Annotated in this window: 13 protein-coding genes and 1 tRNA gene; 6 read left to right on the forward strand and 8 right to left on the reverse strand. The window is 33.9% G+C overall.

What is annotated here, in order from left to right; translation table 11 throughout:
- Positions 1-26: 26 nt before the first annotated feature.
- The 5 genes from E0H99_RS09345 to E0H99_RS09365 form a co-directional block, all read right to left on the reverse strand.
- Positions 27-872: a DUF2911 domain-containing protein gene (locus E0H99_RS09345; protein WP_131994258.1), complete on the reverse strand. Its 846-nt coding sequence runs from the start codon at positions 870-872 to the stop codon at positions 27-29.
- A gap of 51 nt (positions 873-923) precedes the next feature.
- Positions 924-1,598: an HAD family hydrolase gene (locus E0H99_RS09350; RefSeq protein WP_131994261.1), complete on the reverse strand. Its 675-nt coding sequence runs from the start codon at positions 1,596-1,598 to the stop codon at positions 924-926.
- Positions 1,599-1,660: 62 nt separating this feature from the next.
- The gene (locus E0H99_RS09355; protein ID WP_131994264.1) at positions 1,661-2,374 is read right to left on the reverse strand and encodes a ThiF family adenylyltransferase; all 714 of its coding nucleotides are present in this window, start codon (positions 2,372-2,374) and stop codon (positions 1,661-1,663) included.
- A gap of 25 nt (positions 2,375-2,399) precedes the next feature.
- Positions 2,400-3,056 carry a TatD family hydrolase gene (locus E0H99_RS09360; RefSeq protein WP_131994267.1) on the reverse strand — a complete coding sequence of 219 codons (657 nt, stop codon included), beginning with the start codon at positions 3,054-3,056 and terminating at the stop codon, positions 2,400-2,402.
- Positions 3,056-3,658, reverse strand: a complete 603-nt coding sequence (locus tag E0H99_RS09365; RefSeq protein ID WP_131994270.1) for a DUF1684 domain-containing protein — start codon at positions 3,656-3,658, stop codon at positions 3,056-3,058. Before E0H99_RS09365 ends, E0H99_RS09360 begins: the two co-directional genes overlap by 1 nt.
- Positions 3,659-3,754: 96 nt before the next feature.
- Here E0H99_RS09365 and E0H99_RS09370 point away from each other — a divergent pair, with 96 nt between their 5' ends.
- The 4 genes from E0H99_RS09370 to E0H99_RS09385 all read left to right on the forward strand — a co-directional run bounded on the left by E0H99_RS09370 (position 3,755) and on the right by E0H99_RS09385 (position 7,687).
- The gene (locus E0H99_RS09370; protein ID WP_131994273.1) at positions 3,755-4,972 is read left to right on the forward strand and encodes an MDR family MFS transporter; all 1,218 of its coding nucleotides are present in this window, start codon (positions 3,755-3,757) and stop codon (positions 4,970-4,972) included.
- A gap of 298 nt (positions 4,973-5,270) precedes the next feature.
- On the forward strand, positions 5,271-5,639 hold the full coding sequence (locus tag E0H99_RS09375) for a BlaI/MecI/CopY family transcriptional regulator (protein WP_131994276.1): 369 nt from the start codon (positions 5,271-5,273) through the stop codon (positions 5,637-5,639).
- Positions 5,640-5,682: 43 nt separating this feature from the next.
- A complete protein-coding gene (locus tag E0H99_RS09380) occupies positions 5,683-7,470 on the forward strand; it encodes a M56 family metallopeptidase (RefSeq protein ID WP_131994279.1) in 1,788 nt (595 codons plus the stop codon).
- Between the two features lie 76 nt (positions 7,471-7,546).
- Entirely contained in the window at positions 7,547-7,687 is a 141-nt protein-coding gene (locus tag E0H99_RS09385) for an SsrA-binding protein (RefSeq protein ID WP_091170625.1), read from the forward strand.
- Here the strand turns inward: E0H99_RS09385 and E0H99_RS09390 are convergent.
- A complete protein-coding gene (locus tag E0H99_RS09390) occupies positions 7,684-8,196 on the reverse strand; it encodes an adenine phosphoribosyltransferase (protein ID WP_131994282.1) in 513 nt (170 codons plus the stop codon). The two genes, E0H99_RS09385 and E0H99_RS09390, sit on opposite strands and share 4 nt — an antisense overlap.
- A 105-nt stretch (positions 8,197-8,301) precedes the next feature.
- Between E0H99_RS09390 and E0H99_RS09395 the strand changes: the two genes are divergently transcribed.
- Both E0H99_RS09395 and E0H99_RS09400 read left to right on the forward strand, forming a co-directional pair.
- Positions 8,302-8,375 (forward strand) — tRNA-Arg (locus E0H99_RS09395).
- A 93-nt stretch (positions 8,376-8,468) separates the two neighbouring features.
- Complete coding sequence (locus E0H99_RS09400) at positions 8,469-9,320, forward strand: EamA/RhaT family transporter (RefSeq protein ID WP_131994285.1); 852 nt, start codon at positions 8,469-8,471, stop codon at positions 9,318-9,320.
- A 218-nt stretch (positions 9,321-9,538) separates the two neighbouring features.
- On the opposite strand, the gene E0H99_RS09405 is transcribed toward E0H99_RS09400, so the two are convergent.
- Both E0H99_RS09405 and E0H99_RS09410 read right to left on the reverse strand, forming a co-directional pair.
- Positions 9,539-11,470 (reverse strand): amino acid permease, encoded by a 1,932-nt coding sequence (locus E0H99_RS09405; protein WP_131994288.1) that lies wholly within the window; start codon positions 11,468-11,470, stop codon positions 9,539-9,541.
- Between the two features lie 274 nt (positions 11,471-11,744).
- Positions 11,745-11,991: hypothetical protein (locus E0H99_RS09410; RefSeq protein ID WP_131994291.1), on the reverse strand; the 247-nt coding region annotated here is incomplete at its 5' end.

An 11,991-nucleotide genomic window follows, 5' to 3' on the forward strand; every position in this document is an offset into this window, starting at 1 on the left:
TTTTGTTTGTAAAACAGTTAGAATAATTAGTTCTTACTCCACTCTGCGATACTATCTTTATTCATTTTTACGTAATCTTGGTTTTTAGCAATTTCAGCCGCTGCAAGAGATAATTTTGCAGTTTCGATAGCACCTTTTTTATCTCCAAGTTTTGCTTGAATCAATGACTTCAATCTGTTGTACCAAAACGGTTTGTCTTTAGACATATCCAACGCTTTGTTTACATAAACCAATGCTTTTGCATTGTCACCATTCGATTGAAATAAAAACTGAGCTGCAGAAAAATAATCTCCAGCAGTTGGTCCTGCTAATGCTTTCTCAATATTAGCAGTTGCTTTTTGTTGTGTAGGGACTTCAAATTTTATAGCTGCATACGAATTCTCCCAGTATATTTCTAAAAATGCAAAATTGTTGTCTAAACCACTAACTCCAATAGTAAATGTTTCTACACTTCTATTTAACGTTTCCGGTTTAACGGTAGCTCTAAGTGCTACATTTTCTTCTTTCCACTCTTCTGGATTACCCCAGTTATCAGTAGTTCTATAAAATATTATTTCCCAGCTTTCTATTTTCGGAATCGTATACAACGAATATTTTCCTTTTTTCAACGTTTTACCATCAATAACAACATCGTCGCTAAAAGATACTGTTGTATTTTCATTAGCTCCAGTTCTCCATACTTTTCCAAAAGGAATCAAATTACCAAAAACAGCTCTTCCTCTGGCACTTGGTCTTGAATAATTAATCTCTACATCTGTCAAACCTACTGCTTGCATAAGTGTAGATTTCGGACTTGATTGAGGTGTTTTTACTTGTGCCTCAATGGTGAAATTTGCTATAATAATGGCAAATACAATAATTATTTTTTTCATGTTATAAATTTTTATGTTTTCCAAATTTACAAATTCAGTGGCTCTCAAATGTTAATTATTCCTTAATTTAGAATCAATATTCTTAACTGCATCAAAACCCAATTCGTTAAAATGATTAATAACAACATCTGCTTCCGATAAATCTTGTGCTTCAGAATGAATACTATTGTACCCCACACACAAAATCCCGGCAGCTTTCGCCGCTTTTATTCCATTCGTGCTGTCTTCAATAACGATACAGCTTTCCTTTGGTGCAACTGATAAACTTGCTGCATGCTCAAAAATAGCGGGATGTGGTTTCGATTTAGGAAAATCTTCCCCGCTTACCACATGCGTAAAATAGTCATGCAACTTAAACCGGCTAAACACACGCTCAATAGTAACTTTTGAAGCCGAAGAAGCCAGAATCAATTGCATCCCGTTTTGGTGTAATTCTTTAATAAGATTTTCAACACCTTCCAATAATTCCAAATCTGCTTTACTATCAAAAGCATCATTAAAAATATTGCGTTTTCTTTGAATTAAATCTTCTACTTCCTGTTCTATTACGAAAATTTCTTTCAATTTCTGAAATATATTCCGAGTAGAATTTCCTGTAAATGAAGTATACATTTCTTCTGTAACAGCTATATTTAACTCATCAAATTGTTTGAAATAAGCATAACGGTGAACGGGTTCTGTATCGACAATTACACCATCCATGTCAAAAATTACGGTTTGTATCATTTGTAATTATAAATTATTAATTATGAGTTCTAATTTCTGAAACGGAGACTGAACACTGAACACTATTTCTTAAGTAAATAGCGAATCACGGTTTCTGCAGCATACAAACCAAATAATCCTGGCATATAACTGTTTGTCCCGTAAAATGATTTTTTAAAATTGGATCCGTCGGTCATTTTTAAACTCGTTTCGTCTTGAATTTCAGAAGAGAACACCACTTTCAGTTTATCAATTTTTACTTCTTTCAATCGTCTTCGGATGGTTTTAGCAAAGAAGCAATTCACGGTATTGGTAATATCCGTCACTTTCACTTTAGAAGCTTCCATTTTTCCGCCAGCACCCATACTGCTTATGATTTTTACTCTTTTTCGCTTTGCGCCAATAATCAAATTCAACTTTGGAGTCACACTGTCGATGCAATCCAAAACATAATCAAATTCCTCCGAAACAATTTCGAAAGCACGCTCCGGCGAAAGAAATTCTTGCACACGAGTCAATTTCAATTCTGGATTGATATCCATCAATCGATCCCCAACAATAGTAACTTTGGGTTGTCCCACGGTAGAATGTAAAGCGGGTAATTGTCGGTTTATGTTTGTAATATCAACTACATCGCCATCAACAATAGTCATGGTACCCACTCCTGCTCTTGCCAAAAATTCGGCAGCGAAAGAACCAACACCCCCAAGTCCTACGACCAAAACATTTGCATTTTTCAAATTATCTAAACCTTCTTTTTTGAATAAAAGTTCGGCTCTTTCTGTCCACTCTGCCATAATAAAAGTTTATTTGTTAATTTGGTTATCTGTTTATTTGATTAAAAACAGTATTAAAATTATTATTCACCAGTTCCTGTATTTCTTTGACTGAAACTCCTTTGTATTTTGCTGCCAATTCATAAACAACCCCAATTCCTTCTTCAACAGTATCTGTTTCCAGAAAAAATCGATTATTGGGAACGCTTTTAAAAACAGCTTCTAGTTCCTTATTTAGCAATAAATATTTTCCAAACGAAATATAAAATCCATTGTCCATTAATTGTTTGGCAACTTGCATATTTTTTGAAAACCCATGCATCAACATTGGAACTGAAATATTCAATTTTTTCTTAATCGCAATCAGTTCCTGAAAAGCCGCAACGCAATGTATCACAACTGGTTTTTGATATTGCTGTGCCAAAAGCAATTGCTTTTCGAAAACCATTTGTTGCAACTCCATTGGAATATCGATGCGTTTGTCCAATCCGCATTCGCCAACAGCGAGACAATTTGCCTCTTGTAATTTACTTTCGATTATCGTCAAGTCAGCTTCTATGCGCTCTGCAACGATAAACCACGGATGAATCCCGATGGAATAATACGGAATTGTGGCATCAAATTCCTGTGGATATTGATTCACTAGTTCCAACACATTAGGTTGATTGGTATATTTATGCGTATGCAGATTAAAGAATTCCATTAGTCGTGAAACTTTTTAACCCCAGCTTTTATCTCGATATTCAAATCATTTTCCAAAGGGACTTTTGGACAGGAATATTTAGGGTTATAAGCGCAATACGGATTGTATGATGTATTAAAATCAATCACAATCGTATCTCCTTTTGGGATTCTTAAATCGATATATTTACCGCCAATGTAACTTTCGTTGCCTGAAGTCAAATCTGAAAACGGTAAAAATAAATAGTCTCTGTATTCCTCCTTTTTCGAAAGCTCAATATTCTTGTACACATTCAGTTTAAAATCCCGACCATCGATTGTAAAAGAAAGTTCACCATATTTTACATACAATGGTTTTCTGTCGGTTGATGTTTTCATTTCAAAAGGCTGTTCCTTTTCTGTTCTGACAAATGCAGCGGTCACAAAAAACTTTTCGTCAATAGAATAAAAATCAAGTGTTTTGAATTCCGCTAAATCTTCTGCAGTCAAAGGGCTTGTTTTGGCGTCGGCATATTCTGTGTTCAATTCCTTTTGAAATTTGGCTACAGCCGAAACGTCAAATTTATTTTGGCCAAAGCCAAAATTCAATTGTATTAAAAGCAACAAAATGAATAGCGTTCTCATGTTCTTATTTTTATGCAAAAATAGTTTAAAAGTTACTAGGACACAAAGACGCATCGGTACAAAGTTTTCTACCTTTGCAAAATTATAATTTTAGATATGCTCAAAACTGCTTTTCAACGCTACATAAATAATTTCAGAGGATTTACAAGAGAAGTTTGGATTCTTACGCTGATTACTTTTATCAATCGTGCCGGTACGATGGTTTTGCCTTTTTTATCCAAATATTTAAAAGAAGATTTAAGCTTTTCCTATGCTCAAGTAGGATGGATTATGGTTGCTTTTGGTTTTGGTTCTATGTTAGGATCTTGGCTTGGTGGCAAATTATCCGATAAAATAGGTTTTTACAGAATCATGGTTTTCAGCTTATTCACCAGCGGAATATTACTGTTTTTAGTACAATACATACGAACTTTTTGGGGATTGTGTTTTGCAATGTTCTTCATAATGACCGTTGCTGATATGTTTCGTCCCGCTATGTTTGTATCTCTGGGAACGTATGCAAAACCTGAAAATCGCACCAGAGCATTGACTTTAGTTCGATTAGCGGTGAATTTAGGATTTACCGCAGGACCGGCTTTGGGAGGTTTGATAATCATGAATTTAGGCTACAGCGGATTATTTTGGGTAGATGGAAGCTCTTGCATTGTATCTATCTTGATTTTTACCTTATTGGTAAAAGAACGTAAAAAACCAGCCGATTTAGACACAGCGAATAGTGAAACCGAAATACCAGCTTCAGTTTTCAAAGACAAGATATTCTGGATTTTTCTCTTTATTTGTTTTATAACAGCAATGCTTTTCTTTCAACTTTTTACCACTTTACCATTGTATCACAATGAAAAATTTGGTCTGACTGAATTTCAAAGCGGGCTTTTATTATCCTTAAATGGACTCTTGATTTTCTTTCTGGAAATGCCAATTGTGAGCATCAGCCAAAGGAAAAATATCGATAAACTCAAAATTATTCTTTGGGGCTCGCTATTAATGTCTATTAGTTTCTACGTTTTAATCCTCAATATGTGGGCAGGAATATTAATTGTGAGTATTCTTTTTATCACTTTTGGAGAAATGTTTATCTTCCCTTTTTCCAATTCTTTCGCTTTAAGCCGAGCGCCAAAAGGGCATGAAGGTCGCTACATGGCTTTGTTTACGATGAGTTTCAGCTTGGCACATATTGCAAGTTCCAAAACCGGACTGGAAATCATTGCTGCATTTGGCTACCAAACCAATTGGTTTGTCATGGGAAGTTTAGGAATTCTTTCGGTAGGCGGTTGTATTTGGCTGCAAAAATTAATTAAACTGGAAAACAAATAAGTAAGTCGAAAGTTTTAAAGTCAAAAGTCTTATTGTGGTAAAAAAATCACCATAAAATACAAATAACACCTTTGTTTCCAATAAGATACTTTAAATTAATATTGTTTTTTTGTAGATTTTAAAATACAACATTAAATTACATGTAATACTAAGTTCCCTTTATTCTTGTTTGATTTTGATGTTTTTGTGCTAAAATAAATTTGATCTCAGCACTAAACCTGTTTTTTTAGTTAATTAACTATATTTTTAGTTGTGTAACTAAAAATATAGTTGTAGATTTGATTCAAATAAAAAAATCATGCAAAAACTGACCAATAAAGAAGAAGAAATCATGCACATTTTATGGAAGCTCAAAAAAGCATTCGTAAAAGAAGTTATGGCAGAAATAACAGAAGAGCAACCCCATTATAACACACTTTCTACTATTGTGCGTAATCTGGAAGAAAAAGGCTTTGTATCGCACAATGCTTTTGGAAACACACACCAATACTATCCTATCGTGAGTTTAGAAGAATATAGAAAACGCTTCATGAATACGGCTATCGATAATTATTTTAACAGTTCCTATAAAAATATGGTCTCCCATTTTGCCAAAGAAGAGAAAATTTCTGCAGCCGAATTACGGGAGATTTTGGCAATGATTGAAACTCAAAAAGAAGAAAAATAATCCTTCTTAAAAAAACAACTCCAGAATAAAATCAAGAATCGTTATGGAAGCATTCTACATTTACCTCATCAAATCCAGTGGATTAATCGCACTGTTTTATTTGGCTTATTATTTTATGTTGAGAAAAGAAACCTTTTTCACGAGTAATCGTTGGTTTCTTTTATTTGGTTTATTCACTTCTGTTGTTTTGCCGTTAGTTGTTTATACCAAAATAATAATGGTAGAATCAAGCTCTAAGAATATTGATTGGTCAAGAATTCCAATAACAAATAGTATCGAAAATGAACCTTTTGAAATCAATTGGTATTTAATATCTGGAATTGTTTACGCAATTGGAATAATTTTATTTCTGGGAAAATTTGCTTTCGATTTTTATAGTTTAAATACCGTTTTGAAAGGAAAAACGATTCAAAATCAAGCTGATTTTAAATTTATTGATACTACTGAAAACATTGCTCCATTTTCCTATTTTAATACTATAGTTTACAATTCGTCCTTATACAGCGACTCCGAATTAGAAAATATTTTGGAACACGAAAAAGTGCATAGCGATCAAAATCATACCGTAGACGTATTGATTTCAAGACTGTTTTGTATTCTTTTTTGGTTCAATCCGTTAGTTTGGTTGTACAAAAAAGCCATCTTACAAAACTTAGAATTCATTGCTGACAGTGAAGCCACAAAAAAAATATCCGACAAAAAAGCGTATCAGTTCACGCTTTTAAAAATAACAACACAGGAGAATTGTGTTGCCATTACCAATCATTTTTATCAATCATTAATCAAAAAACGAATCGTTATGTTAAACAAAAATCAATCGAACAAAAGAAATTCTTGGAAGTATGCGCTTGTTCTTCCTGCTTTAGTAGCATTTATATCTTTATTTCAAATTGAGGTAATTGCTCAGGAAAAAGTAAAAGAAGAAACCAACAAAGTGCAATCAAAACATCCGGTTACTGCTGCTATAGAAATACAACAAGAAAAAGACAGTATCAAAAAAATTAAAGCTCACATAGTTAATAATAGTAAAAATGAGGGTATTGATCCAAATACAGAAATTTTTATTGATGGAAAAAAAGTGAGCAAAGAAGAATTAGATAGAACCAATCCGGATGACATAACTACAATGAATGTCACTAAGGATAATAACAAATCTATAATAAGAATTGCAACAAAAGGTAAAACCGCAGAAAGTAAAAGTATATTTAATTCTGATGTACAAACAATGGATTTGGAATTAGAAAATGTAGATTCTAATAGTTTAAATATTCTTCAAAAACCAAAAAGCACGTATACGGTTACAAAAATAACGAAAGAAATAAATGGTATACCTAGTGATGCAGAATATTTTATTGACGGAAAAAAAGTAAGCCCGCTAGAGGCCGAAAGCATGAATCCAAATCATATAAGCTCGGTTAATGTACAAAAAGAGGGGACTTCAACTAAGAACTCAATCCGTATTATTACTAAAAGCTATTTAGATGGGAAAGAAATGATACCAGAGCCACCAACTCCTCCTAATGCTCCAAATTTTAAATTTAAAGCCCCTAAAGCACCCCTTTTTCCCAAAGCGCCAAAAGCACCAAAAGGTGACCCAATTAAAGGAGATAAAAAAGCTTGGAAAGAGTTTGAAAAGAAAATGGAAGACTACGAGGCTAAAATGAAAAAACTGGAGCCTCAAATGGAAGCTTTCGATAAACAAATGGAAGAATTTGAAAAGAAAATGAAGCCATTCAATAAAGAAATGGCTGCTTTTGAGAAAAAAATGAAAGTGTACGAACAACAAATGGAAGAATATCATTCTAACTTAGAACGCGAAAGAAAAAAATAATATCATCATAAAACCAAAAAAGACGGTCCCCAAACAAGACCGTCTTTTTTTATATCTTTGTCAAAAACAAAACGATATGTATAAAATTCTGGCACAAATCAACAAAGTCATTTTACCTAGTTTCACCAAACAACGATTGGATTTGGCAAAAGCCAAGAAATGGCAAATGGCAATTATTGGTTTTAGATATTACGTAACCACACGTGCATTAGATTAATATGTAATTGCGGCAAAAATTTCATTTCCTTTGATTTTTGCTCTTCCATTCAAGAAAGCTAATTCCATCAGGAAATTGCATTGTACGATTTCGCCACCCAATCGTTCCACCAATTCACAAACCGCTTTCGCCGTTCCTCCGGTTGCCAAAACATCATCGTGAATCAGGATTCGGTCTCCTTTTTGAATCGCATCGGTATGAATTTCTAATGTATCCGTTCCATATTCCAAATCATACGTTGCCGAAATCGTTTCGTAAGGCAACTTGCTAGGTTTTCGAACCGGAATAAAACCCACATTTAATTCCTGAGCAATCAACATTCCAAAGAAAAACCCTCGACTCTCCACTCCTATTACCTTGTCTATTTTTTTATCTGCAAGGGATGAAACCAATATATTCAAGCATTTTTTCCTTGCTTCGGGATCAATTAGCAAGGGAGTAATGTCTTTAAACAAAATTCCTTCTTTGGGAAATCCCTGAATATCACGTATATAATTCTTAAGTGGCATGTTTTTTTATTTTTTTATAAATTTAGACTTGCAAATTACACAATTATACCTATATTTGCACCCGCAATAAGGCGCTTTAATAAGCTCTTAAAAAGCAAAAAAAATGGCCTTGTGGCGCAACTGAATAGCGCACTTGATTACGGCTCAAGAGGTTACTGGTTTGAATCCAGTCAAGGTCACAAAACAAAAACGGTAAACGGCTATAAAATAAGCGTTTACCGTTTTTTTATTAAATAAAATCCCCACATGTTCCTCACAATATAAATAAAACTATGTTATTTCTAATCTTAAGTATTATTTGCAGTGTAACCGTGGGTGTGATATTTAAAGTCGCCCGTAAATATACCATCAGCCACACACAAATAGTCACTTGGAATTATGTGTTTGCATGTACACTTTGCTACCTGTCATACAGCCCAGATTTAAATACCGTTGAAACTAAAGCGCCATGGTGGCTTTATATAACTATTGGTATTTTATTACCTTCTATATTCCTTTTTTTGGCGGCATCCATTAAACACATGGGAATTGTAAAAACCGATGCTGCCCAACGACTCTCATTATTTATACCTATTCTTGCGGCCTGGCTACTATTCAAAGAACAATTCAGTATGCTGAAAATTTCGGCTTTCGTATTGGCAATCCCGGCATTGTTGCTTATTCTCACAAAAAACAGCGAAAACACTAAAAATAAATGGGGTTATCCAGCAGTAGTTTTGATGGGCTTTGGAGTTATAGACATTCTCTTCAAACAAATTGCCACTTATACCAGTCTGCCATATACCACTTCATTATTTGTCATCTTAGGAATAGCAATGAGTATAATGATTACTGTGGTTGCTTATGAAGTGATTTTTAAAAAAGCAACATTAAATATCCATAACATTCTTTTTGGCGGTTTAGTCGGTATTTTCAACTTTGGAAATATTCTTTTTTACCTTAAAGCACATCAGGAATTTTCAAAAAACCCTTCTACCGTTTTTGCGGGCATGAATATGGGAGTGATTATTATAGGCAGTCTTGTGGGTATTTTAATTTTTAAAGAAAAGCTGAGTAAAATGAATCTTCTAGGGCTGTTTTTAGCTTTAATAGCGATTGTCTTAATCGTGCTCTCACAGCATTAAAAATAAGATTTACAAACTTACTACTAAACTGTAATCACATTCACTAAATCTTCTTTCAGGGTGTTTTAAACCTTTCAAACAGTTAGAAAACCAATACATTTCTTGAGTCTAATAAGATAATTTTGGGCCTACTACTTCTTTTTGAAGACTGACTAAACAGCACAAAAAAACCGTCAAGTTGTTTAACGAGACGGTTTTTATATAAATGAATTTATTTTCTAAATTTCTATACTATTCAACTTACTGTTTTTACGGCTAAAGCTAAAATAGACTACCAATCCAATTAAAAGCCAAATCCCAAAATAAATCCAGTTCCAAACACTTAGTTCTGCCATCAAATACAAACAACAAATTAGGCCTAGAAGAGGAATTAAAGACAAATTTTCTTTGAAAGACCAAACTGACAATCCAACTAGAGTAAGAAGAAAAATCCACATCGGGATTTTATGCTTAAACAAGTCAAAGCCGCTCTCGTATTTAACAGAATCCGCAATTGGCAAACCTGCAATTACTGAAGCATATTTTGCATCATCTTGTTGGTATTGACTCAATAAATGTTCTAAATCCGGTGTTTCAGTCGTACTGTTTTTAGCATCAATAGTTACTAAATAGTCGTATACTTTTTGAGTTTCTTCTTTATCCAATGAAGTAATAATATCCGCTGAATTATTGATTTGGGTTTCATTGGTAATAAAATCCATAGTCGCTTTTTTGTTATAGCCAAAAGCAAACACAAGCCCAATAATCATTAAAACTGGAAAGATGAATTTGGAATTAACATAAGGGGTTTTAAATTTACCTCGAGGAATATCTTTTTTATTTTGTAATACCAGAACTCCCGCACAAACCAATACAAAAGCAAATAGCGTTCCTATACTACACAAATCTGTAACCAATGTTAAGTTCAAAAACAAAGCCGGAACCGCTACTACAAAACCAGTAACAATTGTCGCATAAGAAGGAGTTTTATATTTTGGATGTACTTTTGAGAAACGTTTTGGCAACAAACCGTCACGACTCATACTCATCCAGATACGTGGTTGCCCCATTTGGAAAACCAATAAAACACTTGCCATAGCCACAACCGCACTAACCGCAATAATTCCTGACATCCATTTCAGGTCTAATTTTTCAAATACAAAAGCTAATGGATCTCCTACATTCAATAGGTCATAACTCACCATTCCTGTTAATACCAATGCTATAGCAATATATAAAATGGTACATATAATAATAGCCCACATCATCCCTCTTGGCAAATCACGTTGTGGGTCTTTACACTCTTCGGCTGTTGTTGAAATAGCATCAAACCCAATATAGGCAAAAAACACTGCAGAAACTCCTTTTAAAACTCCTGTAACACCATTAGGTGCAAAAGGATCCCAATTAGCAGTATCTACGTAGAAAACACCAACAGCAATAACCAAAAGAACGATACATAATTTTACAACCACCATGATATTACTCGCATTTCGGGATTCTTTCATTCCACGGTAAATCAATGCTGTAATTAAAACGATAATTAATAATGCAGGAAGATCAGCTACAAAATGAAACGAACCAATAACTGGTGAAGTCGTCCAAGCGGTATAAGCATCTTGCAAAGCAGGACTCAAGTTCGCAAATTCTTTTCCACCTTGCATCAATGCAGTAGCGTCATCGAATCCTCTGGAGGCGGACAAAAAATCCATTTGAACCCATTTTGGCAAATGAAGGCCACCACTTTCAAGTAAACTTGTAAAATAATCACTCCACGATATAGCGACCGTTATATTACCAACTGAGTATTCCATAATCAATGCCCAACCAATAATCCAGGCTATAATTTCACCAAAAGCAACATAAGAATACGTGTAAGCACTTCCTGAAACGGGAACCATCGAGGCAAATTCAGCATAAGCAAAAGCAGCAAAACTACACGCTATAGCAGTAAACAAGAAAAGAAAGATAACTGCAGGACCTCCATCAGCACTCGCTTTTCCAATGGTACTAAAAATACCTGCTCCTACAATTGCCGCAATACCAAAGGCTGTCAAATCACGAGCTGTCAGGTGCTTACCTAAAGCATTATGTCCATCGGCATCCCTTTTTTCAACCTGTTTTAAAATATCTTGTACTGTTTTCTTTCTGAATAAACCCTTTAATGCCATATTGCAAATTTTATCATTAAAAATTAATATACTGTAAATTATATGCTCTTATCTTAAAAATAATGCAGATTATCTTGAAAAATCAAAAGTATAAAACAAATTGAACTAATAAAGTTTCTCGAGCTTTTTTTTTATATTATTTTTCAAAAAAGACAAAATGATTTTTATTGTCAATATAAAAAGTCAAATCGAATACAATTAAACCAATAAAAGAAAAATCATTTAAATAGACAGAGAATCACTATTCCTTTTAGAATTCATTTCAAGCTGAAAATTATTTCACACAACTTCTTAGAATAGTAATCGGATGCAAGGCCTTTCTACTGGTTCCGTCAAAAATTTGGTGACGACAACTGGTTCCTGCAGCAGCAATGGCTACATTAGCATCTGTAGCTCTAATTTTAGGAAACAACGTATCTTCACCCATTTGCATGCTGATCTCATAATGTTCTTTTTCATATCCAAAAGAACCTGCCATGCCGCAACATCCTGAATTATAAATGGTAACCAAACTGTTTTTG

This window comes from Flavobacterium sp. GT3P67 (genome assembly GCF_004349155.1).
GTDB lineage: Bacteria > Bacteroidota > Bacteroidia > Flavobacteriales > Flavobacteriaceae > Flavobacterium > Flavobacterium ranwuense.

Excerpts from the sequence above, each read along its gene's own strand:
- E0H99_RS09385 (WP_091170625.1), top strand. The coding sequence starts at position 7,547 with ATGTATAAAATTCTGGCACAAATCAACAAAGTCATTTTACCTAGTTTC.
- E0H99_RS09350 (WP_131994261.1), bottom strand. The coding sequence starts at position 1,598 with ATGATACAAACCGTAATTTTTGACATGGATGGTGTAATTGTCGATACA.
- E0H99_RS09355 (WP_131994264.1), bottom strand. The coding sequence starts at position 2,374 with ATGGCAGAGTGGACAGAAAGAGCCGAACTTTTATTCAAAAAAGAAGGT.
- E0H99_RS09365 (WP_131994270.1), bottom strand. The coding sequence starts at position 3,658 with ATGAGAACGCTATTCATTTTGTTGCTTTTAATACAATTGAATTTTGGC.
- E0H99_RS09390 (WP_131994282.1), bottom strand. The coding sequence starts at position 8,196 with ATGCCACTTAAGAATTATATACGTGATATTCAGGGATTTCCCAAAGAA.
- E0H99_RS09400 (WP_131994285.1), top strand. The coding sequence starts at position 8,469 with ATGTTATTTCTAATCTTAAGTATTATTTGCAGTGTAACCGTGGGTGTG.
- E0H99_RS09380 (WP_131994279.1), top strand. The coding sequence starts at position 5,683 with ATGGAAGCATTCTACATTTACCTCATCAAATCCAGTGGATTAATCGCA.
- E0H99_RS09370 (WP_131994273.1), top strand. The coding sequence starts at position 3,755 with ATGCTCAAAACTGCTTTTCAACGCTACATAAATAATTTCAGAGGATTT.
- E0H99_RS09345 (WP_131994258.1), bottom strand. The coding sequence starts at position 872 with ATGAAAAAAATAATTATTGTATTTGCCATTATTATAGCAAATTTCACC.
- E0H99_RS09375 (WP_131994276.1), top strand. The coding sequence starts at position 5,271 with ATGCAAAAACTGACCAATAAAGAAGAAGAAATCATGCACATTTTATGG.
- E0H99_RS09360 (WP_131994267.1), bottom strand. The coding sequence starts at position 3,056 with ATGGAATTCTTTAATCTGCATACGCATAAATATACCAATCAACCTAAT.
- E0H99_RS09405 (WP_131994288.1), bottom strand. The coding sequence starts at position 11,470 with ATGGCATTAAAGGGTTTATTCAGAAAGAAAACAGTACAAGATATTTTA.